The organism is Ruminococcus sp. OA3, from assembly GCF_022440845.1.
In the GTDB taxonomy this organism is placed as follows: domain Bacteria; phylum Bacillota; class Clostridia; order Lachnospirales; family Lachnospiraceae; genus Ruminococcus_G.
In genome coordinates, this window is record NZ_JAKNTO010000001.1 from 1,198,459 (window position 1) to 1,222,027 (window position 23,569).

At 43.4% G+C, this 23,569-nt stretch carries 28 protein-coding genes and 1 tRNA gene; 25 read left to right on the top strand and 4 right to left on the bottom strand.

Annotation, left to right across the window (positions count from 1 at the left end; translation table 11 throughout):
* The first annotated feature begins 55 nt into the window (after nucleotides 1-55).
* From MCG98_RS05485 to MCG98_RS05505, 5 genes are all read left to right on the top strand, one after another.
* Complete coding sequence (locus MCG98_RS05485; RefSeq protein ID WP_240300786.1) at nucleotides 56-1,240, top strand: MFS transporter; 1,185 nt, start codon at nucleotides 56-58, stop codon at nucleotides 1,238-1,240.
* A 7-nt stretch (nucleotides 1,241-1,247) separates the two neighbouring features.
* A complete protein-coding gene (locus MCG98_RS05490; RefSeq protein WP_240300787.1) occupies nucleotides 1,248-2,114 on the top strand; it encodes an AraC family transcriptional regulator in 867 nt (288 codons plus the stop codon).
* A gap of 189 nt (nucleotides 2,115-2,303) precedes the next feature.
* Nucleotides 2,304-3,320: a substrate-binding domain-containing protein gene (locus MCG98_RS05495; RefSeq protein WP_240300788.1), complete on the top strand. Its 1,017-nt coding sequence runs from the start codon at nucleotides 2,304-2,306 to the stop codon at nucleotides 3,318-3,320.
* Nucleotides 3,321-3,526: 206 nt separating this feature from the next.
* Nucleotides 3,527-4,039 (top strand): CarD family transcriptional regulator, encoded by a 513-nt coding sequence (locus MCG98_RS05500; protein ID WP_240300789.1) that lies wholly within the window; start codon nucleotides 3,527-3,529, stop codon nucleotides 4,037-4,039.
* Nucleotides 4,040-4,119: 80 nt separating this feature from the next.
* Nucleotides 4,120-4,614 carry an HD domain-containing protein gene (locus MCG98_RS05505; protein ID WP_240300790.1) on the top strand — a complete coding sequence of 165 codons (495 nt, stop codon included), beginning with the start codon at nucleotides 4,120-4,122 and terminating at the stop codon, nucleotides 4,612-4,614.
* Between the two features lie 226 nt (nucleotides 4,615-4,840).
* Here MCG98_RS05505 and MCG98_RS05510 read toward each other — a convergent pair whose 3' ends face one another.
* Nucleotides 4,841-5,722 (bottom strand): LysR family transcriptional regulator, encoded by an 882-nt coding sequence (locus MCG98_RS05510; RefSeq protein WP_240300791.1) that lies wholly within the window; start codon nucleotides 5,720-5,722, stop codon nucleotides 4,841-4,843.
* Nucleotides 5,723-5,855: 133 nt separating this feature from the next.
* Here MCG98_RS05510 and MCG98_RS05515 point away from each other — a divergent pair, with 133 nt between their 5' ends.
* Nucleotides 5,856-6,353 carry a GNAT family N-acetyltransferase gene (locus tag MCG98_RS05515; RefSeq protein WP_240300792.1) on the top strand — a complete coding sequence of 166 codons (498 nt, stop codon included), beginning with the start codon at nucleotides 5,856-5,858 and terminating at the stop codon, nucleotides 6,351-6,353.
* 29 nt (nucleotides 6,354-6,382) lie between these two features.
* Nucleotides 6,383-6,874 (top strand): DUF2284 domain-containing protein, encoded by a 492-nt coding sequence (locus MCG98_RS05520; protein WP_240300793.1) that lies wholly within the window; start codon nucleotides 6,383-6,385, stop codon nucleotides 6,872-6,874.
* A gap of 171 nt (nucleotides 6,875-7,045) precedes the next feature.
* Here the strand turns inward: MCG98_RS05520 and MCG98_RS05525 are convergent, their stop codons facing one another.
* Nucleotides 7,046-8,248, bottom strand: a complete 1,203-nt coding sequence (locus MCG98_RS05525) for an amidohydrolase (RefSeq protein ID WP_240300794.1) — start codon at nucleotides 8,246-8,248, stop codon at nucleotides 7,046-7,048.
* Between the two features lie 123 nt (nucleotides 8,249-8,371).
* Here MCG98_RS05525 and MCG98_RS05530 point away from each other — a divergent pair, with 123 nt between their 5' ends.
* From MCG98_RS05530 to MCG98_RS05540, 3 genes are all read left to right on the top strand, one after another.
* On the top strand, nucleotides 8,372-9,286 hold the full coding sequence (locus MCG98_RS05530) for a LysR family transcriptional regulator (RefSeq protein WP_240300795.1): 915 nt from the start codon (nucleotides 8,372-8,374) through the stop codon (nucleotides 9,284-9,286).
* A 128-nt stretch (nucleotides 9,287-9,414) separates the two neighbouring features.
* Entirely contained in the window at nucleotides 9,415-9,942 is a 528-nt protein-coding gene (locus MCG98_RS05535; RefSeq protein ID WP_240300796.1) for a hypothetical protein, read from the top strand.
* A gap of 104 nt (nucleotides 9,943-10,046) precedes the next feature.
* Nucleotides 10,047-10,592 carry a S26 family signal peptidase gene (locus tag MCG98_RS05540; RefSeq protein ID WP_240300797.1) on the top strand — a complete coding sequence of 182 codons (546 nt, stop codon included), beginning with the start codon at nucleotides 10,047-10,049 and terminating at the stop codon, nucleotides 10,590-10,592.
* 34 nt (nucleotides 10,593-10,626) lie between these two features.
* Here the strand turns inward: MCG98_RS05540 and MCG98_RS05545 are convergent, their stop codons facing one another.
* Nucleotides 10,627-11,250 (bottom strand): GNAT family N-acetyltransferase, encoded by a 624-nt coding sequence (locus MCG98_RS05545; RefSeq protein WP_240300798.1) that lies wholly within the window; start codon nucleotides 11,248-11,250, stop codon nucleotides 10,627-10,629.
* Nucleotides 11,251-11,343: 93 nt separating this feature from the next.
* Between MCG98_RS05545 and MCG98_RS05550 the strand changes: the two genes are divergently transcribed.
* The 9 genes from MCG98_RS05550 to rpsR all read left to right on the top strand — a co-directional run bounded on the left by MCG98_RS05550 (nucleotide 11,344) and on the right by rpsR (nucleotide 16,348).
* Complete coding sequence (locus MCG98_RS05550) at nucleotides 11,344-12,162, top strand: MerR family transcriptional regulator (protein ID WP_240300799.1); 819 nt, start codon at nucleotides 11,344-11,346, stop codon at nucleotides 12,160-12,162.
* An 89-nt stretch (nucleotides 12,163-12,251) separates the two neighbouring features.
* The gene (locus tag MCG98_RS05555; protein WP_240300800.1) at nucleotides 12,252-13,250 is read left to right on the top strand and encodes an InlB B-repeat-containing protein; all 999 of its coding nucleotides are present in this window, start codon (nucleotides 12,252-12,254) and stop codon (nucleotides 13,248-13,250) included.
* Nucleotides 13,251-13,289: 39 nt separating this feature from the next.
* A tRNA-Met gene (locus tag MCG98_RS05560) sits at nucleotides 13,290-13,363 on the top strand.
* Between the two features lie 63 nt (nucleotides 13,364-13,426).
* A complete protein-coding gene (gene srtB / locus MCG98_RS05565; protein WP_240300801.1) occupies nucleotides 13,427-14,200 on the top strand; it encodes a class B sortase in 774 nt (257 codons plus the stop codon).
* 12 nt (nucleotides 14,201-14,212) lie between these two features.
* Nucleotides 14,213-14,938: an NAD-dependent protein deacylase gene (locus MCG98_RS05570; RefSeq protein WP_240300802.1), complete on the top strand. Its 726-nt coding sequence runs from the start codon at nucleotides 14,213-14,215 to the stop codon at nucleotides 14,936-14,938.
* Nucleotides 14,939-14,941: 3 nt separating this feature from the next.
* The gene (locus MCG98_RS05575; protein WP_240300803.1) at nucleotides 14,942-15,136 is read left to right on the top strand and encodes a DUF951 domain-containing protein; all 195 of its coding nucleotides are present in this window, start codon (nucleotides 14,942-14,944) and stop codon (nucleotides 15,134-15,136) included.
* A gap of 113 nt (nucleotides 15,137-15,249) precedes the next feature.
* Nucleotides 15,250-15,537, top strand: a complete 288-nt coding sequence (gene rpsF, locus MCG98_RS05580; RefSeq protein WP_240300804.1) for a 30S ribosomal protein S6 — start codon at nucleotides 15,250-15,252, stop codon at nucleotides 15,535-15,537.
* A 69-nt stretch (nucleotides 15,538-15,606) separates the two neighbouring features.
* Nucleotides 15,607-16,050 (top strand): single-stranded DNA-binding protein, encoded by a 444-nt coding sequence (gene ssb, locus MCG98_RS05585; protein ID WP_240300805.1) that lies wholly within the window; start codon nucleotides 15,607-15,609, stop codon nucleotides 16,048-16,050.
* Between the two features lie 34 nt (nucleotides 16,051-16,084).
* Nucleotides 16,085-16,348 carry a 30S ribosomal protein S18 gene (rpsR, locus tag MCG98_RS05590; protein ID WP_028529282.1) on the top strand — a complete coding sequence of 88 codons (264 nt, stop codon included), beginning with the start codon at nucleotides 16,085-16,087 and terminating at the stop codon, nucleotides 16,346-16,348.
* Between the two features lie 190 nt (nucleotides 16,349-16,538).
* Here the strand turns inward: rpsR and MCG98_RS05595 are convergent, their stop codons facing one another.
* On the bottom strand, nucleotides 16,539-17,429 hold the full coding sequence (locus MCG98_RS05595; RefSeq protein ID WP_240300806.1) for a LysR family transcriptional regulator: 891 nt from the start codon (nucleotides 17,427-17,429) through the stop codon (nucleotides 16,539-16,541).
* 191 nt (nucleotides 17,430-17,620) lie between these two features.
* Here MCG98_RS05595 and MCG98_RS05600 point away from each other — a divergent pair, with 191 nt between their 5' ends.
* From MCG98_RS05600 to MCG98_RS05625, 6 genes are all read left to right on the top strand, one after another.
* Nucleotides 17,621-17,923 (top strand): hypothetical protein, encoded by a 303-nt coding sequence (locus MCG98_RS05600; RefSeq protein WP_240300807.1) that lies wholly within the window; start codon nucleotides 17,621-17,623, stop codon nucleotides 17,921-17,923.
* A 105-nt stretch (nucleotides 17,924-18,028) separates the two neighbouring features.
* On the top strand, nucleotides 18,029-18,973 hold the full coding sequence (locus MCG98_RS05605) for a serine hydrolase (RefSeq protein WP_240300808.1): 945 nt from the start codon (nucleotides 18,029-18,031) through the stop codon (nucleotides 18,971-18,973).
* Nucleotides 18,974-19,003: 30 nt separating this feature from the next.
* Nucleotides 19,004-20,677, top strand: a complete 1,674-nt coding sequence (locus tag MCG98_RS05610; protein WP_240300809.1) for an ABC transporter substrate-binding protein — start codon at nucleotides 19,004-19,006, stop codon at nucleotides 20,675-20,677.
* Nucleotides 20,678-20,752: 75 nt separating this feature from the next.
* Nucleotides 20,753-21,706 carry an ABC transporter permease gene (locus MCG98_RS05615; RefSeq protein WP_240300810.1) on the top strand — a complete coding sequence of 318 codons (954 nt, stop codon included), beginning with the start codon at nucleotides 20,753-20,755 and terminating at the stop codon, nucleotides 21,704-21,706.
* Nucleotides 21,699-22,556, top strand: a complete 858-nt coding sequence (locus MCG98_RS05620) for an ABC transporter permease (RefSeq protein ID WP_240300811.1) — start codon at nucleotides 21,699-21,701, stop codon at nucleotides 22,554-22,556. The genes MCG98_RS05615 and MCG98_RS05620 overlap by 8 nt, the downstream gene beginning before the upstream one ends.
* Nucleotides 22,557-22,570: 14 nt before the next feature.
* Complete coding sequence (locus MCG98_RS05625; protein WP_240300812.1) at nucleotides 22,571-23,557, top strand: ABC transporter ATP-binding protein; 987 nt, start codon at nucleotides 22,571-22,573, stop codon at nucleotides 23,555-23,557.
* Nucleotides 23,558-23,569: the final 12 nt, after the last annotated feature.

The following is a 23,569-nucleotide window of genomic DNA, read 5'->3' on the forward strand; positions in this document are numbered from 1 at the left end:
CCGGAAAAGCCTTCTGTTTTATAATGAGTATAAGATGAAAGAAGGAGGACTCATAATGGAAAATAAACGTGTCCTGAGTGCGTGCAAACTGGCCGCATTTTTATATAGCCTTTGTACCAATATTCTTGCACCTCTGCTGGTCTCGATTGGCAGGGAATTCGGAATAGGGCTACAGAAAAGCGGGGGGATGTTCCTGGCTTTTTTTGCCGGTAATTTTGCAGCGTGCACCGTCAGCGGATGGCTGGTGGGACGATTCGGAAAAGTCATAGTGTTTTACGGCAGTCTGGTATGCATGACGGTCCTTTGCGGTATTATCGGGGCGGCCCCGTCATTCTGGGCAGTATGTACCGCATTGTTTCTGCTGGGATTTGCGACCCTGATCATGCAGGTGACTGCAGTTTCCATACCTGCCGATATAGCCGTCGGAGATACGGCCTCCGCGGTGAGCGGGGTGCAGGCATTCTGTGGTTTTGGTGCACTGGCAGGCTTATTGTGGTCTGGTATCGTGCTTGCCCTGGGGGTTTCCTGGAGGATGAGCTACCTGTCGTTTGCTGCGGTATCGCTGGCAGCTACGATCTATATACTGGGCGTTAAGTTTCCGGTACTTCCATGTTCTGGTTCAGGGGGATTTCGTGAGATGAGAGGGCTGTTGAAGAATAAAAGCTTTCAGCCGACATTTCTCTGTCTGTTTCTGTACGCGGGAGCCGAAACGGCAATCTGCAGCTGGCTGGTGACATATCTGACGGAAAGCCTGGGCTTTGCCTCGCTGGAGGCTTCCGCTGTAACGGGAACTATCTGGGGCGGTGTATTTGTCGGCAGGCTGGTCTGCGCGAAACTGACCAGGAGAATCCGGCCTGCAGTTATTGTGATGAGTATGATTCCCATAAGTGCAGCCTGTGTGCTTGCCATTGTACATCTTCAGGGTCCGGCTGTGTGTGTGGCTGCAGTTGTGTTGGGGCTCAGTATGTCGGGTATCTGGCCGCTCACCGCATCAAAGCTGGTGGATGATGAAAGATATGACAGCGGAACCACCATTTCGATTGCATTCTTATTCAGTTATATCGGCAATTCACTGGTTCCCTATATGATCGGAGCTATCGGGGAACGTGTGGGTCTTGCAGCGGCTATCACGGCCGATGGCCTGATATTGTGTCTTCTGTTCTTGGTGTTTTCACTGTCTCAGACGGCTATCCGTCAGAGAATTTTCGGGGGAAGTGTTCAGTTGGAAAAGGAAGGTTAAAACGTCTATGGCGGAAATGATGAAACATATTGTGTACAATGAAGAGGAGAGGCGGATGCTGCCGCCGGATGTTCCGCATCTGATGCATATCAATGACAATGAATGGATGGAAAGCGGTCATCTTCACCTGATGCATCAGCACAGCGACTGCTTTGAGGTGTTGCTGATCCACAAAGGGAGAGGATTGTATACTCTGGGATATCACCAGTATGAAGTCTGTGAAGGAGATATTATACTTTGCAACAGTAATACGGTGCATGAGGAAGTCCCCAAGACATGGCAGGGATATCAGACCCTCTGTTTTGCCATAACCAATCTGCATATGCCGGGGCTGCCCTCCAATCACCTGATCGATGAACGTCAATGCCCCGTTTTTCATCAGCCGGTCCAGTTCCAGGACATCTGTACACTGATGAAAATGATGGACCGCCATGCCGGAAACATGCAGCCCGGAGACCAGGAATTCTGTCAGAACCTGATGCTCTCCTGTATGTCTTTAATTTACCAGATGATCGGGGAACGCCAGGAACAGACAATACCGAAAGAACGTTCCCTGTGTATCGAGGTGGAAGATTATATTGGGCGGCATTACAGTGAAGATCTGACGCTGGAAATTCTGGGCAGGGAGTTTCATATCAGTTCATATTATCTTGCACATTTGTTTAAGGAGCAGACAGGGTATACATTGAAACAGTATATTATCAGACGGCGCATCGGTGAAGCGCAGAGTCTTCTTATGGATACGAAAATTAGTGTGACAGATATTGCAGAACGAGTAGGCTTTGAGGATGCAGGTCATTTTTCAAGGCTTTTTTCTAAGTATGCCGGGATGTCTCCGTCTGAATATCGAAATAAAAGGACACGAAAAACTTAAACGTTTTATAGAAATCGCAAAAAAGTTCATATGGAATATGATGGAAAACCAATTTATCAGCGAAATAAGGGTTCAAATCAACAAGTTCTCCCATTCAAACGGAGCTCTGCCAGACGTATAATAATGTCAGAGCTAAAGAATATACAACCATAAATCGTAAGATTTTTTTAAGAAAAGGGAGGCGTTAGTATGTTGAAGAAAAGTATGGTGCTGGTAATGGTGGTAATGATCACTCTGGGATTTGGTGCGGGATACGGAACCGCAAAGGTTTCCGCCAAGTCGGGACAGGAGCCTTATAAGCAGACGATCGCACTGCTTATGGCGCAGCGGGATGAGTGGTTATCGGAGTTTGAGGATGCCGCAGTCAAAGCGGCGGCTGATAAGGGATACGACCTCAAATGTTATGACGCGGGAGACAACAATGAAAAACAGCTGGACTGCGTCAGAATGGCCTGTGAGAGCGGGGCAGAAGTACTGATCGTGAATCTGACAAGAAATGAGCTTGCGAATGAGATTGTAAGCGCCGCAGGGGATACGAAAGTTGTGTTTGTCAACAGAATGCCGCAGGACAGCAGCCTGTTAAATGAGAATGTAGTCTATGTGGGCTCTGATGAACGTGAATCCGGTTACTATCAGGGGATAGCTCTTGCTGAATATTTTAAGGCACTCGGCAAAACACAGGTGCGTTATCTGATGGTTCAGGGAACCGGCGGAATGGAACACACCAAACAGCGTTCCGAAGGGGCTTTGAAGGCACTTGCAGATCAGGGGATACGGACTGTAGAAGCTGCAAAGGCACAGGAATGCGGTTTCAGCAGACAGACTGCACAGGAAAAAATGACGGCGGTGCTTCAGAGCACTAAAGATATCGATTGTATCATTGCGAATAATGATGCGATGGCTCTTGGCACGATACAGGCTATGGAAAACCTGGATATAAATCCGGAAAGTATACCGGTGGTCGGCATTGACCTGCTTGCAGATGCAAAAGAGGCGATCGCGTCAGGCGAGATGTTGATGAGTGTATTCCAGGATGTGGAGGGCCAGGCACAGACCGCAGTTGAGGCAGCGATAAATCTGGAAAGGGACCATAGATTCAATGAGGGTATAGATAAAGAACTGGATGAAACGGGAATATCCCCATACATTATCTGGATCCCATTTGAGCCTGCGAATAAGGAAAATATAGCTGAATTTCAGTCATAACAGATCGGTTTAGAAAAGCCGGCTGCCGCGTGAAACCGTAAGGATACGCGGCAGCCGGCTTTAAAAATGTACAAGGTATAAAGACCGGTTTATGCACAAAAGTTACAAAAATAATGGAAATTGGTAAAATCTTCTTACAAAGTGGGCAAAATTCTGTTATACTAAAAAAGGAACAAGGTTTCTTGCAATGCCGAAGGAGGTAACAAATGTTTAAAAAAGGTGAATATATCATACACGGTCATAATGGAATATGTCAGGTGGACGCAGTTACACACCTTGATATGCAGGGCACAGACAGTAAAAAACTGTATTACGTATTGATTCCTTTGAGTGCTGTGGACAGCAGGGTCTATTCACCTGTTGATAATCAGAAAATCACTGTGAGAAAGGCACTTACGGAGAAGGAAGCCCTGAAACTGGTGGATGAAATTCCGGATATTGAACAGCTCTGGGTTCCGCAGGATAAGGTGCGGGAAGGTCAGTATAAAGAGGCAGTCAGAAGCTGTGACTGCAGGCAGTGGGTCAGGATTATAAAGGCGCTGTATCTGAGACAGCAGGAACGTCTGGCTCAGGGAAAGAAAATTACGGTGATGGATGAGAAATACTTCCATATAGCGGAAGACAATCTGTATGCAGAGCTTGCGCTTGCGTTGGGAAAAGAAAAGGGAGATATGAAGGACTTTCTGATATCACGTTTTGATGAGATACAACCAGTTTAATTATTTTCATAAAATCACTTGCCAAACCTGTATTATGAATTCATAATATAAGTATCCAATATAGAAAGCGGGTGATTCCAATGGACATAACAGTCTCGGAAGATATTGACGCAGAGTTTTTGGAAGATGTGGAATGTATCCTGAAAGACAGCGAGTTTAAAAAGTTGTCCAGATATATACAGCATAAGAATACAACAAGGTTGATGCACAGTATAAATGTTTCTTATATTTCATGGGTAATAGCGAAAAAGACGGGATGCGACGCCAGGGCGGCAGCGCGTGCAGGTATGCTGCATGATTTCTGCCTGTTTGATTTTGACAGAAAATCGGAATCAGGGGAAGCTCAGGTATTCCATCATCCCAAAGCTGCTGCAAAAAAAAGTCAGGAGCATTTTGAGGTCAGTGAAAAAGAGCAAAAGGCGATTCTGACTCATATGTTTCCACTGGGTCCTCTTCCCAGCAGTAAAGAGGCCTGGATCATATCTTGTGCGGATAAAATCTGTGCATGCGTAGAGCGGTTTCATATAGAAATAGCTCTGGCGAGACGGAACCGCATTGTAGTAGGTTCAGCGTGACAACCAAAAAGAGGTATCTCCTACGCCGTAGGAGGTACCTCTTTTGCTTTTAAAAGTGCTCCTTTTCCGGGAATCCTTCAAAGTTTTCCCACGATCTGCCTGAAGAACAACTTTATCTGCTGAGGTTTCCCGGATACTCCGGTTTGTGTCACAGAGCAGGAGTTTGCCTCGTATATTGCACCTGCAACAGCTCTGCACGAACGCATAAAAGAAAAAGAGACAGACCTTACCGTTTTTGAATAAGCTGAATAAACAATTCCATTGCGGGGCTGATCCATTTGTTTTTGTGGTGACCACACACAGCGGAAATATGCGGGTCAGCCAAATCTGTTGGTATCTTTGCGAGTTCGCCTTTCTGTAATTCTTCTTCAACTGCAAATTCGGGGAGAAAAGAAATCCCCATATTGTTTTTGAGCAGGTTTTTTATTGTAGGAATACTCCATAACTCGATTGTATAATCCAATAAAATGTATTTTTCCCGAAGGTATTGCTCAAATATCTGACGGAAAATACAGGTTGGCTCATTAATGATAAACGGCAAAGGTATATTTTGGTTTGGTGTAATGAAGTCCGGATATGTTTTTGCGGTATCCGGTGAAGCGATGAGAGACACAGGATAGCAGCCCAGGGGATAAGTGGTGAGATTAGCGCCAAAACCACCGATATCTTCATAAAAAATACCAAGATCAATTGTTCCGTTTAATAACTGATCACGGATATCACAACAGTTCATAGACTGGAGAAACAATCTGATTTTGGGGGCTTTCCTGTGAAATTCTTTTAAGATATGCGGCAGCTGATAGCAGAGAAGCGTTTCGCCCACCCCAATATGTAAATCCCCCTGATACTCTGCTGTACCGGTACCAAAACAACGCATTTTATCAACGGATGTAAGGACCTCATCAATATATGGAATTAACTGTTCCCCCGCTTTCGTCAGCAACATACGTCTGCCGATTTTTTCAAATAGTTTTGTTGAGAGTTCATTTTCTAACTGTCCGATTTGAAATGTAATCGTAGACTGTGTATAGTTCAGCTTTTTAGCCGCTTTTGTAAAACTGCCTTCCGCCACGATGGTGCGAAATGTATTTAAATATCTGAGCTCCATATATTCTCCTGTAGATTGTTCAATAGAATTTAATTAATACTTTTAACATTCCAAATTGTTAGAAGTATTATCATCTGTTATTATAGCAGAGAAGAACAGATATGAAAAGGGTGTTAATGAGGGGGATAATGCTATGATTGAAATCAAATTATATGAAGAAACAGATAAAGAAGAAGTCATTAAATTGGTTCTTCAATGTCAAAATGATGGGACCAGGCCAATTGTCAGTGTAGATGATCAGCCAGAACTGCTTTGCATACGAGAAAAATATTTGGAATCAGGAGGATGTTTCTGGGTAGCAAAAGATAATGGGAACGTAATTGGAAGTATCGGATTGATGAACTGTAGAAATGGTATCGGGGTAATGAAAAAGTTTTTTTTGTATCCGGAATATCGTGGAGAACCATATCATTTAGGGCTGAAACTATATGCTGAATTACTTTTGTTTGCTAAAAAAAATCATATAAAAAAACTTGTGCTTGATACACCGAAAAATACCATCCGCGCACATATATTTTATGATAAGGCAGGATTTAAAAAAATCAGCAGAGAAGATTTGCCGGTTCAATTCGATTACCCTTATAAAGATTGTGATTTTTTTCTATTGAATATTATTGACGAAGTGAACTGACTGGAAAGGGGGTTTAAGAAAGTAAGCATATGAAAAAATACATAGAATTATTAAAAAGCAGAGGGTCGGACCTGGCTATTGTGATTGAGGCGGGTTCCGTAGTTACAGCACCCTGGACAGTCTATAAGTGCCGATATGGGTGCCAGGCATATGGGAAGAATCTATGCTGCCCGCCTAATGCGCCGACTTATAAGGAAACACAGGATATACTGGATTCCTATTCAAAGGCTATTTTATTTCGCACACATGAAGTGGATACAGTGACGCCGGCAGCAGTAGACCTTGCAAAGGAAATGTTTTTGGACGGTTACTATAAAGTAATTGCATTTGGAGACGGCGGGTGCAGGAAATGTACAAAATGTAATATGGATCACTGCAGGTTTCCGGGAGAAACAGTTCCATCCATGGAGGCTTGCGGTATCGATGTGTTTGCAACTGTCCATGCAAATGGATTAGAAATACATACGCTCAGGGAAAAAGGCGAAATGCAGAATCACTTTGGCCTGATTCTATATGAATAAAGAAGGGCAAACCATGAATTAAATTTTAGCAATCAATCCAGAGGAAACCAATGTAATTTATTATCACAGTCTGTCGCACTGTACGAAATTATATTGGATGGGACAGACCTCTCAGAACCCCGGGCCGTGGATGCCCAGGACGTTCTTCGAAGAACAGGGGAGCCAGCTGCGCTATGGATGCATAACTGCGTAAACCGCGGACGTAAATGCGGCTGTACCGACTGAGAGCAGCTCCATCGGAAAGTCGAAGTCAGAATTATGTAACCCTGAGGCGAGGCGGGCTGGAAATAGCAGGAAAGCTGCCTGTCCGCCATGAGATTTTACACGGTTCATCATATGAGCCGCATCCTCACTGGCGGGAAACGCTGTGCAGGAAAAAGAGGCAGGCTTTACCAGTGTAAGTTCTTCCGAATAGAGCTTTTGTAGAAACTCGGAGAACTGCGGGGTACTCACCAGGGAAGGCGCCCTTCCCAGAATATCTGTTTCACAGGTAACGCCGTATTTTTCAGCGGCCGCCTGAAGGGCTGAACGCATCCTGGTTTCCAGATGTTCGTTCTGCTGCGTTGTCTGTGCGCGGGTTTCCAGTTCAAGCTTTCCGAAATCCGCGATGATGTTGCGCCCGCTTCCTGCGTGAATGGTTCCGGTGTGAATGAACCCGGGACCCTTGAAAGCGTGCATGGCACACACGGCAGCAGAAATTGCAGGAATCACATCACATCCGAGTTCCGGATGAGCGGCATGTGCCGAGACCCCATGGAATACGGCGTCTGCTTTTGTGGTGGCGAGGGAAGACGAGACGCCGGGGATGACATTGGCATCCTCACCCCGTGCCAGCTCATGCCCGATAATATGTCCCGCCAGAAAATAATCGGCATCATCGAGCCAACCCCTCTGTGTAATAGGGTATGCGCCGCGGGCACCCTCTTCCGCAGGCTGAAAGATAAGCTTCAGCGTGCCGTGCAGCTGCGTCCGGATTTCGGACAGCAGCTGTGCACAGCCAAGTCCAATGGCAGTGTGTCCGTCGTGTCCGCAGGCGTGCATAACGCCGTGGTTCTGTGACTGGAAGCCATTGAGAAACGGAAGGTGTCCAGGTTTCTCTACTTCAGAGACCGGGAGGGCGTCGATGTCGAAGCGGAGCGCAGTGACAGGTCCCGCACCGCACCGAAGGATGCCGATAACGCCGGTCTCATGGCCGCTCACCGCTGCACCGGATATCACATCATATCCCCATCCGGACAGCAGTCCGGCTATCTTTTTACACGTACGCCGCTCTTCCCAACCCAGTTCAGGGTGACGGTGTAAGTCCATTCTGAGAATTTCCAGATCGGGCTGTAACTGTGCCGCGCGCTGTTCTATTTTTTTATACCATGCCATATATTTCTCCTCATGTTGAATGGTTAATTTTTCTTACATAAAGTTCAACACTATTTTACACCATTCCAGATTCATATGGTATACTTAATAAAATATCTTAAAACAGTGAAAAAGGACATCATAATGGAACTGAAATATTTACAGTATTTTGTAGAAATTGTGGAGCAAAAGAGCATGCGGAAAGCAGCGGACATGCTGTATGTGACACAGCCCAATTTGACCAGAGCGATGCAGAACCTGGAAGAGGAGATGGGGGAGCAGCTTCTGATCCGGTCTAACCACGGTGTCAGCCTGACGACGACCGGGGAAAGCCTGTATTACTATGCGCAGTCAGTGATCAGTCAGCTTCATGAGATTGAGGCGCTGAAAAGAAACGAACGGGAATACATGCAGAATAAACTGGCGCTTTCTGTGGGGAATATCATCCTGAAAGATGAAATTATGCTGAACTTCCATGAAAATATGCATACCCTGCATGCGAATATCTCGATTTTTGAGACGTCTTCGGAACGGGTACTGGAGCATGTTTCAAAACTGGAATCGGAAATCGGGATTATCGTTGTGAATTCGCGACAGTTTCCGGCGGTAAAAAAGATCCTGGATATCAAAGGGCTGGCAGCCTCAGAAATTGCAGAGAGTCCATTGTACGTCCATGTGAGCCAGCAAAATCCTCTGTATGCCAGGGAGAGCATAAAACCCCAGGAACTGCTGCCATATGCATATATTCATCTGCCTTCTGATTATTTCTCAAATATCAACCAGATGATTATGCTGGGCAGTATCCGGCTGATGGATTTCAAAAAGACGATCGTGATCAACAATTACCATGCCATTGTCAATATGATAAAGCGCACGGACTCGTTTATATTCGGCTGCAAATGGCAGATAGAGGAACTTCACAAGGGCCATATCGGAAGCTGCCGTGTCGAAGACTGCGATATCACGAAAAAACTGTTGTGGGTGAAACGCAAAAAAGAAATTCTGTCTGTCCAGGCGGAGGAATTTCTGGAAATTATCATGGAGAACTACAGTGATTAAAGAACTGGTGATAACATTTATTTATCACAGAGGCATCAGGAATAAGCATTATCCAAAACCAGATTCCCTGGTTATAATGAGAATAAATTAAATGAGACGTTTATTGTCATGAATAAGGAGGAATTAGTATGTTTAAGAAACTTGGAAAAAAAGGTTTATTGAGTCTGCTGACAGTGGCAGCGGTTGTTGTGACGACGGTGGGATCGTTTGCGGTGTGGGATTCGCTGACGGCGACTTCGAATGGAGCGTTGACATTGGCGAAACCGATTGAGGTACAGGCAGTTGCAATGGGAGAATTTACTGAGGAAAAAGAATACGATGCAGCACCGGTATACACTCAGAATGTTACATTCAATGTTAATGTTGATGATGTAACGAGTGGAGATACTTTACAGTTGGATTTGAACAGTGCTATTAAGAACGGAGATGCTGATGTAACCGGTAATTTTGATATTACGTTAGAGAGCACCGGAGATGGCACGGCTCCTCTTGAGGGAACAACGGATAAAGTAGTTGAAGGAACCAATGTGTATAAATTGACCATAACCCCAAAGAGTGATACAGCTAATATGGCGGCAGCAACAGCTCTGGCAAAGGCTGGGTCACCTTTAACGGTTGAAGTTACAGGGAAATTATCTAAACAGACAACGCCGTAAAATTAACAGAACGGCATACGGTAAAGAAAAAAATACCATCCCCGGATGGTATTTTTTCTTTAAAAAGTTGTAAAGTTTATATTATATATCCATGGAGAACCCAAATGAAAAAAGCCCTGAAAATCACAGGCAACATCCTCACTGCAATCATCGCAGTGACATTGGTCGCCTACATAATCGGAATGAAATTCTTTCCGGAGCAATTGAAAAATGCAGTCGGGTATCAGTCCTTCGTGATTCTGACTGACAGTATGGTGCCGACGATTCCCGTGGGCTCTCTTGTGGTTGCCAAAAATATCGGGGATGGCCAGGAGATACAGGAGGGGACTATCATCTCGTTTCGCGTGGACCGCCTCGGCGAGGACTCGGTGTTCACACATTATTACCGGAAAAAAGAAGTTGATGAAACCGGCAGGGAGCGGTACTACACTCAGGCGGAGGGAGCCGACCGCTATGACGACTATGCGACCTACCGGGAAGACATCCTGGGAACGTACGTGATGCATATTCCGTTTGCCGGGAAGCTGGTGCTGTTCCTGCAGAGTCCGTTTGCGTTACTGGAGGCGGGCATACTGGGCATTATTTTCGTGATCAATCGCATTTTGTGGGCGAAATTTGATGAAGAAGAAAAGGCACAGAAAAATGAGTAGAAGACCATCAGCTCAGGTGATCCTATGCTTAACTTTATTGATATTCATAAAGGAAGAACTGCATATCCTGCTTCCACCCATTGACTGTAAAGGAAGACTTCTTCTGGCATTTTCGTACCATGCCCTGATGCTCATAAAACTGATAGTTGCAGCTCGTATCAGTAAACAGGTAAAAGGTATGAATCCCCTCTCTTTTCATATATTCTGTCAGACGGCCGAAGAGCGCTTTGCCGATTCCTTTTCCCCGGTATTCTGCGCTGACTGCAAAGAATGCGACTTCTCCGGGGTAATGCTGATCACAGGTTTCTAAAAGCTTTTTGTCTATGCTGCTCACATTTTTAAAAATCCCAGATACCTTTCGGCCTTCCCGTGAACACAACAGGGACAGGGTCGAGAACAATAATCTCATACGAAGCGAAAAAGGACATCGGTGTTCAGCGATATTTTTTCCCATGATAATACCCACAGGTACGCCGTTGATAACGGCTGTCTGCGTATACGTCTGATTTGCGAGGCAGCTGTCCAGATATACAGCCGACAGTTTTCGGGCGGTTTTCTGACTGCAGAATCTGTCATACTGCCAGGTTTCGCGTATCACGTTTCTTAAAGCTTCATAATCAGATGACTGAAATTTTCTAAGCGTCAGATGTTCTTGCATTTTTTAATATCTCCTTTATACTTTAGTTATCACCGTTAATGACATATAGCATCATAATCCGTACAGTAACTGTACGGTCAAGAGGTATCTGAAATGATGTCAAACAGTAAAATGAAATTATTCACGATCGGTCAGTTTGCATCCCTGCATGAGATCAACAAGAAAACGCTGATGTGGTACGATGAAGTGGGGCTCTTTAAGCCTGCGGTCATTGGAGAAAACAACTATAGATATTATACGTATCAGCAAAGCTCTGTGCTGGAGACAATCTTAATGCTGCGTGAGTTAGGTGCTTCAATTAGTGAGATAACGGAATTTATGAAAAACCGTTCTGCGGATTCACTCAATACACTTTTGCAGGAAAAGATACAGGAGGTGGATAAGAGAATCCTTCATCTCAAAGCTGTCAGAAAAATATTAGAGGTTCGGCAGGCGGAAAATTTGGCGCTGTTAAATCTGGAATTATCAGAAATAAGCATTGTAGAGAAAGAAAAAAAGTATCTTGCGATCATTAATACGAATGCGGACACACCATTGGAAGAAGAGATCGGGGCAGTCGTCGCGGAGACGAAAAAATACCATATGAATCGGCTGCATGATGCTTCTTATGGTTCAATGATCTCTGCAGAAAATCTTTATGCGGGGGCGTTTAACAATTATTCCGCACTGTTTATAGAGATTCCAGGACCGGTAAATGCAAAAGGCCTACACGTACAGCCGGAAGGGAAGTATCTCAGGTCCTATTGTAAAGGGAGCTGGGATAAACTGCCGGACAAATATGAAGAACTGTTGAGATATGCTAAGGAACAGGGGCTTACATTGGCCGGATATGCCTATGAGACCGGCATAAATGAGAACGTGATCGATTCTATGGAGGATTATATTACGAGAATTGATATTTCCATAAATTAACTTTTTTAATGATTTCTTAAGAGAGTCTTCATTGCTATCCCCCAATAATTGGACTATAATTTATAATTACTTAGGGGAGAGTAAAGACTATGGATAAGAGAAAAAAACGAGTGAAAAAATGCTGGATATCGGGCATTATACTGGTTTTTCTGATGGTGTCGGGGCTTGTGGTTTCGGTGTCTGCGTCTGTAATAAGACCGTTTTCTCAGCAGGAGCCGGTACTGGAATTGCCCGAAAATCAGATTGACCAGACAGAAAAGCCGGATAACACGGGAAAATCTGAGGAGGATGTGAACGGTTTTATCGTATATAATTATATTCGTTTCTTTGACGGGGATGAAGAATTGACAACGCTTGCAGAAAGTGTTTTGCCGGGGGAGGACATTGTTTTCCCGGAACTTCCTGCCAAAAAAAGCTGCCGGGGAACAGGATGGAGTCTTGACGAGAATGCTTCCCGGTCGGAATATGAGCCCGGGGAAAAGCTTAATACCGCCGATATCCCCGAGGATAAAGAGCCGGTGTTCTATGCAGTATATGAGAAAACTGATTGTACCCTGATATACATGAACGAAGGGACGGGGCATGAATATGAGACAGTAGAAAAAGGCGCACTGCACAGTATGCCTGTTCCTCCGCCAAAACGAGGATACCGAAGTATGGGATGGGCAACAGAGCAGGGTGCGGACTCGGCTGAATACAGATCCGGAAAAAGCTATATGATTACAGAGGATATGACACTCTATCCCGTCTGGCAGAAGCTGTATACCATATCATTTCGTGCAAACAACGGAAAGGTAACAGACCGTTTGAACATACTGACACTGACGGGAATCAGAGGAGAAAAGATAACGCTTCCTAAAATTCCGGTATATTCGGGGTATACTCCTGTGGGATGGAGCATATACTCAAATAGTGGGGTTGTTTCCTGTAAAGAAAGAAGTACGTATACGATTACGGGAAACAGAGTATTCTATCAGGTGAATGCCAGAAACATAGCGTGTCCTTTTATCGAAACTGTAGGACCGGTGGCTGATGGTGTGAAATATTGTAGTTCAGCGCCGGAAGTATCACGTTCCGGGGAGAGTTGACAAATATCATCTGAAGGAATATAATCAATGATATAGCAGCGCGGGATGGAGCAGTCTGGAAGCTCGTCGGGCTCATAACCCGAAGGTCGTAGGTTCAAATCCTACTCCCGCAACTTTTAGCGCCAGGAGGATCTCCTGGCGTTTCCTGTAAAATGAAATCTTTTAAGGAGAGGATCATGGGCAGAAACAAAAAGAAAAAGTCAGGTGCAGGAAGAGTGATCTGGTGGCTGGTGCTGCTGATTGCAATTGCAGTTTTCTGTGTATCCGGATATAAACTTGCATCAACGATGATGGAATACAAAAAGGCAGACAATGAGTACGAAAAGCTGGAGGACGAATATGCAAAAGTTCCTCAGGAGGTGACAACTTCTGATGAAGTAGAAGAAGAGGAAGGACCGGTTATTGATTTTGCAGCGCTGAAAGCAGTCAATGAAGATATCATTGGCTGGCTTGTCGTGGAGGCGCTTGATATCAGCTATCCGATCGTTCAGTCGGAAGATAATGATTTTTACCTGCACCGGACTACGGAAAAGACATACAACTTTGCCGGTTCTATCTTTCTGGACTATATGAACAAGCCGGATTTCTCAGACTGCCATTCAATCGTATACGGACACAACATGAAAAATGGTTCGATGTTCGGTACACTGAAACAGTTCCGCGACGAAGAAGTATACTCAAAAAGTATGTATTTCTGGATCTGTACGCCGGAAAAAAATTATAAATACCGGATATTCTCAGCCCACGAAGTCCAGGTCGAGAGCGAGGCATATACACTCTTTGGCGGACCGGATAAGGCGTTTGAAGATTATATGAAGAAAATGAAAGACCTGTCTGAGATACCGGTGGGTGATGTGGCATTTGACAAGATGGACCGTGTCGTATCACTGTCCACATGCACCGGAGATACATCAACACGTTTTATCGTTCAGGGGAAACGCCTGGGATAGGAGGTTAAGTCTATGAATCAGATTGAGGAACTTCAGAAAATTATCGATGAGCACAATAATATCGTTTTTTTTGGGGGCGCAGGGGTATCCACTGAGAGCGGCATACCGGATTTTCGGAGCACGGACGGGCTCTATCATCAGGAATATGATGACCCTCCGGAGACGATATTGAGCCACAGCTTTTTTATGAGAAAGCCGGAAGAATTTTATCGGTTTTACCAGAGTAAGATGCTGGAACTGGATGCGAAACCGAATGCGGCTCACATAAAACTGGCGGAGCTGGAACAGGCGGGAAAACTGGAGGCAGTGATCACTCAGAACATTGACGGACTTCATCAGCTGGCCGGAAGCAAGAAGGTCTATGAACTGCATGGAAGTGTTCACCGCAACTACTGTATGAAATGCAGGAAGTTCTATGATGCTCAGTATGTGAAAGCTGCGGGCGGAATTCCGCGGTGTACCTGCGGCGGGATGATCAAGCCGGATGTTGTACTGTATGAGGAAGGGCTGGATCAGGAAACGATTCAGAATTCAGTGCGGGCTCTTGCCGGGGCAGAGGTGGTGATCGTAGGCGGGACTTCTCTGGTGGTCTATCCTGCAGCGGGGCTGCTGGATTATTTTCGGGGAAGCTGCCTGGTTCTGATCAATAAAGGAGCGACCTCACGTGACCGCAATGCCGATCTTTTGATCAAAAGCCCTATAGGCGAAGTATTTTCACAGATTAAAACAGGAGTTTAAGAAATGACGCAATACGAAGTCGGAGATATTGTAAAACTGAAGAAAAAACATCCATGCGGCAGCTATGAGTGGGAAATTCTGAGAGTCGGAGCGGACTTTCGACTAAAATGTGCAGGATGCGGACACCAGATCATGATTGCCAGAAAACTGGTGGAGAAAAACACAAAAGGACTGCGGAAAAAGGGCGAAAAAGAATAAATTTGTACTTGCATTCAAAGGGTGTTTATGGTAAAATGAATCCTCGTGATATATTATTTTATCCTTGTTTCCCACACAGTTGGGAGGCCAGAGACCAAAAGGAGGTAAACAGCATGAACAAGTATGAATTAGCATTAGTTGTGAATGCAAAGATTGAAGACGAAGCGCGCGAAGCTGTTGTTGAGAAGGCAAAAGGCTACATCACACGTTACAACGGCACAGTGACAGAAGTTGAAGAATGGGGTAAGAAGAGACTTGCTTACGAAATTCAGAAAATGCGCGAAGGCTTCTATTATTTCATTCAGTTTGAAGCAGATGCGGACTGCCCGGCAGAGCTGGAAAGACATGTACGTATCATGGACAACGTGCTCAGATATTTAATTGTAAAAAAAGAAGCGTAATCTGCGTGACCAAACCCATTAAAGGTTTGTATAGTAGCCAGGATGAGTAGTGAACAGTGAGGTAAGAATATGAACAAAGTAATTTTAATGGGACGTCTGACCAGAGATCCTGAGGTACGTTATTCCGCAGGAGAGAACGCATTGGCAATTGCAAGATATACATTGGCGGTTGACCGCAGATTTAAGCGCGACGGGGAAGCCAGCGCAGATTTTATCAGCTGTGTGGCATTTGGAAGAACTGCAGAATTTGCAGAAAAGTATTTCCGTCAGGGAATTAAGATCGCAGTCAGCGGCAGGATTCAGACCGGAAGTTACACGAACAGGGATGGACAGAAAGTGTATACAACGGAAGTGGTAGTGGAAGACCAGGAGTTTGCTGAGAGTAAGAATGCGAGCGACAACAGTGGTTTTGCGAACACAGCACCATCTCCGGCACCGACACCGAGCGCGGCGTCAGCAGACGGATTTATGAATATTCCGGATGGCATTGATGAAGAATTGCCATTTAACTAAAAATTGAGTGAAATAATACAGGAGGTAAGTTATCATGGCTTATGAAAAAAGCAGCAGACCAGATTCTCCGATGAAGAGAAGAGGCGGACGCAGAAGAAAAAAAGTTTGTGTATTCTGCGGTAAAGAAAATAATGAGATCAATTACAAAGATGTTAATAAATTAAAAAGATATATCTCTGAAAGAGGAAAAATTCTTCCGAGAAGAATCACAGGAAACTGTGCAAAACATCAGAGAGCTCTGACAGTAGAGATCAAAAAGGCACGTCATATCGCGATCATGCCTTATGTTCAGGACTAGGCTTTGTGAATAGAGAGAGCGTATCTATTTTGCCACTAATTATGTGATTGGTAGATAAAAATTGCACACTAAGATGTATGAACCGTCATTGATGTTAAATCGATGGCGGTTTTCTAATACACAAAAATAAAAGTACCGGTATGATTAAAAATCAAAGCGGTGCTTTTATTTTTGTAACTGAACGGTGATACTACTGGTTTGTAACTGGTGGAAGCCAATTCTGGCAATAGTCCAGGAAAGATTTTGCAATTGTTGAAACACGTGTATTCTTTTTTGTAACAACAGCTCTTGAGACTAATGCTCCTGTGCCCATTAGCGGGTTTGTGCACAGATCCGGGTAGCGTATGCCTGGGGTATCAGTCAGAATAGTAACTGCCGATCCGTTCTCAGCCCACATCCTTGCTAACAGACGAGATGAACATATACTCAGAAAATGAGGTGCAAAGCCGTTTTCCTCGCACAAGTTTATAATGCGGTCTGAGAATCCCTTAGTAATGCTTAGAGGAACATCCTTAAGCATCCGCACGGGAATAGCTTCGACATCAGGTGGGAACCAGTCGGAATTTGGTGCGTAAATGGCAGTAAGCTGTTCCTGTATAATATACCACGCATCAAGTGATGGAGGAACATTGCCGGGGATACGCATTATACCAATTTCAATAATACCATCTCGGATCAGACGAAGCATTTCCTCGGTATGCACCTCGAATAAATCAAATGATACATCAGGAAAAACACGATGAAAACTGGAGAATAGTTTTGTCACCAATTCATCAGGATATGAGTGGGTCAATCCGATTCGTAAAGTTCCACGACTGCCATTGATGCAATCCTTAATTTCACTGTAAATGGAATTCTCCAGGTGATTAATTGTTTTCGCCTTGTCATAAAGAATCTTTCCAGCAGCTGTTAATTCAATTTTCTTGGCACTACGTTTTAAAAGAGGGGCCCCAATGTTGGTTTCAAGGGCTTTTATTTGAGTGCTTAAAGCTGGCTGAGCGATATGCAGAAATCTGGCTGCTTCTGATACGGTACCAAGGTCAACGACAGTTATAAAATTTTTTAAATGTTCAGTCTTCATTGAAATGGAATTCCCTTCCTATAATAAAATTAGTATATATTAAGCAAAAAATATGTATTTTACAAAACATTTATGCTCTGATAATATAAATTATATAATAATAGACCGGCTATTTATTAAAATAATTATACTGTTGATTGAAAAAAAATTCAATCACAAAATTTGTTAAAAGAAAGTGAGTTTAAAATTATATGGATGCTGTTCAAATTTGTGAAATCGGAATGCTGATATTATTCGGAGCCTCGTGGCCATTTAACATTATTAAATCCTGGAAATCGCAAACAACAAAAGGAAAAAGTATTGCATTCGAGTTTATTGTCATTACAGGATATATGCTCGGATTTGTGGGGAAGATAGTGTCCTGTTATCGTACCGGCAACCTTGCTTATTCAGCTTGGTTTTACATAGCAGATATTGTAATGGTTGCAATTGATATAGGTATTTATTTTCGTAATAGAAAGACTGATCAGCGGCTGGAAAAACATGCAATTTAAATATACGCGATTTAGATATTATTGATAATTTTAAACTTATAATGTGTTGAAGATTATTGTCCGGTGAAAGACTAATGTTGAGAAATATATGAAAGGGGACAAGATATGATGAACAATTTAGTATTGGAGCAATTTATTGAAAGAATAGATAAAGCAACGCTCAACCTGGCAGGGATTGCAGTTTCACAACATGGAAAGTGTATCGATGAGCATCGTTGGACTGCTGATTCTCCGCACCGATTATATTCACTTTCCAAAAGTTTTACATCAACGGCAGTGGGGATGGCCATAGATGAAGGATATTTAATGCTTACAGACAGACCAGTAGATATCTTTGCGAAATTACTTCCCGATCAGGTGGATGACAAACTTGAAAATTTAACACTTCGTGATTTGTTAATAATGGCATCTGGGCATGACAAACCTTATCTGCTGATTCACCAGAGAGATAAGGTGATGGAACCTGACTGGGTCAGATATTTTTTAAGTCAACCCATCGAACTGCAACCAGGAACAAAATTTGTATACGATACAGGGTGCACCTATGTGGCAGGAGCAATGGTACAGCAAGTGACCAAGAAGAAGTTGCTGGATTTTTTAATGCCTCGGTTATTTGATAAGTTTGGGATTCCTCGTCCGGCGTGGTTAGAGTGCCCTAAGGGAAGAAATATTGCTGGTGATGGGCTGTACCTGCGAACAAAAGAACTTTTGAAATTTGGTCAACTTTATCTGCAGAAGGGGATTTGGTTAGGCGAGCGGCTGTTATCCGCAGATTGGATCAAAGAAGCTACTAAAGTCCAGATTGTGTCGAGTCTGACGGAAGCAGACAGTATTAATGGGGCGATGCCAGATTGGGGATGCGGATATGGTTACCAGTTTTGGATGTGCCAAACGGGTGCGGTCAGAGCCGATGGAAAGGACAGTCAGTTTTGTATTATTGATGAGAAGTTGGATGCCGTTATTGCAATTACAGCAGATGAAGAACGCTCCCAGGAGATTTTGACTGCGGTTTGGGAAGAAATATATCCGCGGTTAGAATATACATACTAATCTAAAGGCAATAAGAAAGGAGAAGGTAACATGAAAAATGAGGTGGAAGGCAAAATGAAAAAGGCGATAGCATTATTACTGGCGATTGTCATGTCAGTGACAGCGCTAACCGGGTGTACAGTCCGACAAAAAGAAACTGCAGAGAAAAGTGGGGAAAGTGCTGCAACTGAAAGCGGGCAAAGCACTACAGGAAAAAGTGGAACGCCAACAACGAATATATTAGAAGATGGAAGAACACAGGTTACGGGGGTGTCAAAAGCAAATATTCAATCGCTGTATCCATTTGGGGGACCTGCGGATGATAGTAATCCCTGGAAATGGCAGGCTTATGAGTTTTTATTTATCTATAATCCGGAATTAGGAAAACTGGAGTCACAGATTGCAAAAGATTATAATGTATCTGAAGACGGACTGGAATATGAAATCAGTATTTATGATTATGTATACGATTCCGCAGGCAACCATATCACGGCAGAAGACGTAGTGTTCTGTATGCAGACAGCATTTGAAACAGGAAACTTTACGAACCTTGGTATGAATAACATGGAAAGTATTGAAGCAACTGGTGATTATACGGTTAAGATGAAATTCTCAAACTTTATCATTGGTGCATTTGAATTTATTATGGAATACATTCCAATCGTTTCACAGAAGGCATATGAGGAATCTGGTGATGAAATGGCAACTGATCCTGTATCAACATCTCCATACAAAGTTACAAATTTTGTATCAGGATCTTCCATAACGATGGAAAAAAGAGACGATTACTGGCAGACAGATGATTCGCTTCTCTGCACATATTCACAGGCAAATGTAGATGTAATTAATCTTCAGTGTATTGCGGAAATTTCTCAGAGAAAAGTTGCACTGCAGTCGGGAACTGTAGATGTTGCTCCACTTGATACAGAATCAGCAGTAGCTATGAAAAGTGAAGGGTATAGTGAATTTGTTGTAAATTGGCCGCATATCCAGTATTTTCAATTATCAAAAGACAATAATAGCCCATTTTCTGATGAAAATTTCCGTAAAGCAGTGTTGTGCGCGATTGACAGAGACGGATTAATCGAAGCAGTATATGGAGAATACGCAGAAAAAGCAGTTCTTGGAATCAGAATTGCAGAAGATTTTGATGAAGCATGGCTGGATGAAACGTATCCTTATGAGTATGATGTAGAAAAAGCAAAAGAGTATCTGACAGCATCTGGGTATGGAGAAGGAACAAAAATAAGAATTGTATTCCAGGCTGATGATGTTAGAAAGAAAATTGCAGAAATTCTTCAGGCGTATTTATCTCAAATCGGAATTGCAGCAGAAGTTGTATCAGAAGAACCTGGAATCTATGCAGACACACAGAGGACTCCCGCAAATTATGACTTGACAATTACTCAAAAATATGGTTTATATTCATCTAAAATTTATAACTCATTGTTTGATACGCGTAATTATTCTTCCGGAACGACACTGATGGGTCTGAAAGATGATAATTTACAGGCATTAGTTGAAGTCGCTTGTGCTGCAAAAACAAATTCTGCTGAAACAGCAGATGATGTTCGTAATTATGTAACAGAATATGCCTTGGTAGGTCCACTTTGCTGGTTAGCGGAACCCTATGTTATACCTGCGGATAGTGTAATTACGGAACTTGTATGCTGGGATGGTGGATTGCCTGTATATGGTGCATGCAGTTATGATTGGGAAAAGTAGATAGTAATGTATTGAAGTATGAAGGTCTGCGGGTGTAACCACCCGCAAACTTTCACATAAGGTAAAGGTGATGAAATGATACGTTATATTTTAAAACGATTAGTGTGGATGATTCCTGTTGTCTTAGGGGTAATTGTTATTGTCTTTTCAATTTTAAGATTTTGTCCTGGGGATCCGGCAGAAATTATCGCAGGAGCAGAGGCAACGCAGGAACAGGTGGATGGTATCCGAGAAGCCTGGGGATTGGATAAACCTTTCTTCGTACAGCTTGTCAGTTATATAGAAAATGTATTAACTGGAGATTTTGGAAAATCCTATCTGACAAATGTGTCAGTTACTTCAGAACTGGCAGCGAGAATTCCGAGAACTTTGGGTCTGGCATTTGCCTGTATGGTGATTTCTGTCATTGTCGGTGTTCCGCTTGGAATTATTGCAGCCGTGAAACAAAACAGTTGGGCAGACAGAGTGTGTATGTTAGTGGCATTGATAGGCGTTTCTATGCCGAACTTCTGGCTGGCATTGCTTTTAGTACTGCTTTTTTCTGTAAAGTTAGGCTGGCTTCCGGCTATGGGAATTGGTGGAGTGCAGTACTATATCATGCCGGCGATTGCCGGATCAATGCAGGATTTGGCACGACAGGCAAGACAGGCACGTTCCAGTATGCTGGAAGAAATCAGAGCAGATTATGTTATCACGGCAAGAGCCAAAGGCCTTTCAGAAAAAAAGGTCATCTTAAAACATGCATTGAAGAATGCACTGATTCCAGTTATTACAGTGGCTGGCAATGGATTTGGAAGTTTGTTGGGCGGCGCACTGATCCTGGAAACTATTTTCCAGATACCGGGTGTCGGGCTATATATTATCAGTGCTGTGAGCAATCGCGATTATCCGATTGTACAAGGGGGGACTATCTTTTTAGCAATTGCCTTCAGTTTTATTATGCTGGCAGTGGACTTAATCTATGCATCGGTAGATCCGCGTATACGTGCTCAGTATACAGGTGGAAAGAGGAGGAAAAAACATGCATAAGAAGAAAAATAATAGTATGTTCCTAACCGTGTGCAGACGCATGTTCCAAAATAAACTGGCAACATTAGGATTGATCATTTTTGTAATTGAAGTGATCCTTGCAATTCTTGCGCCATATATTTCAAAATTTCCTTATGATGAGATGAATCTGACAGCAATGTATCAGTCTCCAAATGCGGTGCATTGGTTTGGAACGGATTCGATGGGACGGGACATGTTCAGCAGAATCCTTTATGGAGGGCGGTTTTCTTTAATAATTGGCATTGGTGCTATGCTGCTTTGCATGTTGATTGGAATTGTGTTAGGAGCGCTTACTGGCTATATCGGGAAGATGTTTGATGATATCTTGATGCGATTCCTTGATGTTATACAGGCGATTCCGTCCATGCTGTTGATGATTGTTGTTGCGGCGGCGGCTGGAAATTCGGTACCTATCATTATTGCAGTAATTGGGATATCGGGAAGTCCGGCATATGTTCGGCTGTTTCGGGCCCTGGTGCTGAAGGTGAGAAATCAGGAATATATTGAAGCCTCGCGTTCAATCAATTGCAGTCCGGCACGAACAGTGGTATCTCATATTATTCCAAATGCTATTTCACCGATGCTCGTAAATCTGACGCTTGGAGTTGCAAACTCTATCTTAGCTGCAGCAAGTCTTAGCTTTATTGGTCTGGGTGTACAGGCGCCAAATCCAGAATGGGGAGCTCTTCTTTCGGCAGGAAGACAGAATATGATGGAATATCCGTATCTGGTTATTTTTCCAGGGTTGGCGATTATGATTACAGTATTTGCACTGAATATATTTGGTGACAGTCTTCGTGATGCACTGGATCCTAAGTTGAATAATTAATGCGAGGTTAAATTATGTCAGAAAAATTTTTATCGATTAAAGATCTTGTGGTGGAATATACATCAGATGGTGAAATCGTACATGCAGTTAATGGTGTTTCGCTGGAATTGAAAAAAGGGAAAACATTGGGACTGGTTGGTGAAACTGGTGCTGGAAAAACAACAATTGCAAAATCAATTCTTCGGATTTTGCCGGATCGGGGTGCTAAAATCTGTGGTGGAGAGGTTTACTTGGATAAGGATAACCTGTTAACGTTACCAGAAAGAGATATGCAGAAAATCAGAGGCAATAAAATCTCCATGATTTTTCAGGATCCTATGACAGCATTGAACCCTTCAATGCGTATAGGCGAACAAATCAGCGAGGTTGTTGAAAAACATAATAAGATTTCGAAAGAAGAGGCAAGAAAACGTGCAGTAGCAATGCTACAGATGGTAGGCATTCCCGAACAGCGATTCGAAGAATATCCACATCAGTTTTCGGGGGGCATGAAACAAAGGGTTGTGATAGCAATCGCTCTTGCCTGTCAGCCGGATTTGTTATTAGCAGATGAACCTACGACCGCTCTGGATGTAACGATCCAGGCGCAGGTATTGAAGATGATTATGGAATTAAAAGAAAAAAATAATACTTCTATGATTCTGATTACCCATGACCTCGGTGTTGTTGCTAATACATGTGATGAAGTAGCGATTGTCTATGCGGGGGAGATCGTGGAATATGGAACAAAATATGAAATTTTCGATCATCCGACACATCCTTATACAATTGGATTATTTGGTGCGATTCCGGATCTAAACAGTGATGAGGAATGGTTGCATCCGGTAGATGGTCTGCCGCCAGATCCAACGGATTTGCCGAGGGGATGTGCGTTTCATCCCCGTTGTCCATATGCAGCAGAAGCATGTAAGGCTCATAAAATTTCGTTTTATACGACACCGGATGGACATAATTGCCGTTGCTGTAATACAAATCAGGTTTTGAAACAGGTGAAGAAATGAAAGGAATTAAGA

Bases quoted from the DNA above. Each gene is read 5' to 3' on its own strand.
- MCG98_RS05515 (WP_240300792.1), top strand. From the start codon at position 5,856: ATGATTGAAATCAAATTATATGAAGAAACAGATAAAGAAGAAGTCATT.
- srtB (WP_240300801.1), top strand. From the start codon at position 13,427: ATGGGCAGAAACAAAAAGAAAAAGTCAGGTGCAGGAAGAGTGATCTGG.
- ssb (WP_240300805.1), top strand. From the start codon at position 15,607: ATGAACAAAGTAATTTTAATGGGACGTCTGACCAGAGATCCTGAGGTA.
- MCG98_RS05615 (WP_240300810.1), top strand. From the start codon at position 20,753: ATGATACGTTATATTTTAAAACGATTAGTGTGGATGATTCCTGTTGTC.
- MCG98_RS05605 (WP_240300808.1), top strand. From the start codon at position 18,029: ATGATGAACAATTTAGTATTGGAGCAATTTATTGAAAGAATAGATAAA.
- MCG98_RS05540 (WP_240300797.1), top strand. From the start codon at position 10,047: ATGAAAAAAGCCCTGAAAATCACAGGCAACATCCTCACTGCAATCATC.
- MCG98_RS05530 (WP_240300795.1), top strand. From the start codon at position 8,372: ATGGAACTGAAATATTTACAGTATTTTGTAGAAATTGTGGAGCAAAAG.
- MCG98_RS05575 (WP_240300803.1), top strand. From the start codon at position 14,942: ATGACGCAATACGAAGTCGGAGATATTGTAAAACTGAAGAAAAAACAT.
- MCG98_RS05535 (WP_240300796.1), top strand. From the start codon at position 9,415: ATGTTTAAGAAACTTGGAAAAAAAGGTTTATTGAGTCTGCTGACAGTG.
- MCG98_RS05505 (WP_240300790.1), top strand. From the start codon at position 4,120: ATGGACATAACAGTCTCGGAAGATATTGACGCAGAGTTTTTGGAAGAT.
- rpsF (WP_240300804.1), top strand. From the start codon at position 15,250: ATGAACAAGTATGAATTAGCATTAGTTGTGAATGCAAAGATTGAAGAC.
- rpsR (WP_028529282.1), top strand. From the start codon at position 16,085: ATGGCTTATGAAAAAAGCAGCAGACCAGATTCTCCGATGAAGAGAAGA.
- MCG98_RS05490 (WP_240300787.1), top strand. From the start codon at position 1,248: ATGGCGGAAATGATGAAACATATTGTGTACAATGAAGAGGAGAGGCGG.
- MCG98_RS05550 (WP_240300799.1), top strand. From the start codon at position 11,344: ATGATGTCAAACAGTAAAATGAAATTATTCACGATCGGTCAGTTTGCA.
- MCG98_RS05485 (WP_240300786.1), top strand. From the start codon at position 56: ATGGAAAATAAACGTGTCCTGAGTGCGTGCAAACTGGCCGCATTTTTA.
- MCG98_RS05595 (WP_240300806.1), bottom strand. From the start codon at position 17,429: ATGAAGACTGAACATTTAAAAAATTTTATAACTGTCGTTGACCTTGGT.
- MCG98_RS05520 (WP_240300793.1), top strand. From the start codon at position 6,383: ATGAAAAAATACATAGAATTATTAAAAAGCAGAGGGTCGGACCTGGCT.
- MCG98_RS05600 (WP_240300807.1), top strand. From the start codon at position 17,621: ATGGATGCTGTTCAAATTTGTGAAATCGGAATGCTGATATTATTCGGA.
- MCG98_RS05510 (WP_240300791.1), bottom strand. From the start codon at position 5,722: ATGGAGCTCAGATATTTAAATACATTTCGCACCATCGTGGCGGAAGGC.
- MCG98_RS05525 (WP_240300794.1), bottom strand. From the start codon at position 8,248: ATGGCATGGTATAAAAAAATAGAACAGCGCGCGGCACAGTTACAGCCC.
- MCG98_RS05620 (WP_240300811.1), top strand. From the start codon at position 21,699: ATGCATAAGAAGAAAAATAATAGTATGTTCCTAACCGTGTGCAGACGC.
- MCG98_RS05545 (WP_240300798.1), bottom strand. From the start codon at position 11,250: ATGCAAGAACATCTGACGCTTAGAAAATTTCAGTCATCTGATTATGAA.
- MCG98_RS05625 (WP_240300812.1), top strand. From the start codon at position 22,571: ATGTCAGAAAAATTTTTATCGATTAAAGATCTTGTGGTGGAATATACA.
- MCG98_RS05495 (WP_240300788.1), top strand. From the start codon at position 2,304: ATGTTGAAGAAAAGTATGGTGCTGGTAATGGTGGTAATGATCACTCTG.
- MCG98_RS05570 (WP_240300802.1), top strand. From the start codon at position 14,213: ATGAATCAGATTGAGGAACTTCAGAAAATTATCGATGAGCACAATAAT.
- MCG98_RS05500 (WP_240300789.1), top strand. From the start codon at position 3,527: ATGTTTAAAAAAGGTGAATATATCATACACGGTCATAATGGAATATGT.
- MCG98_RS05610 (WP_240300809.1), top strand. From the start codon at position 19,004: ATGAAAAATGAGGTGGAAGGCAAAATGAAAAAGGCGATAGCATTATTA.
- MCG98_RS05555 (WP_240300800.1), top strand. From the start codon at position 12,252: ATGGATAAGAGAAAAAAACGAGTGAAAAAATGCTGGATATCGGGCATT.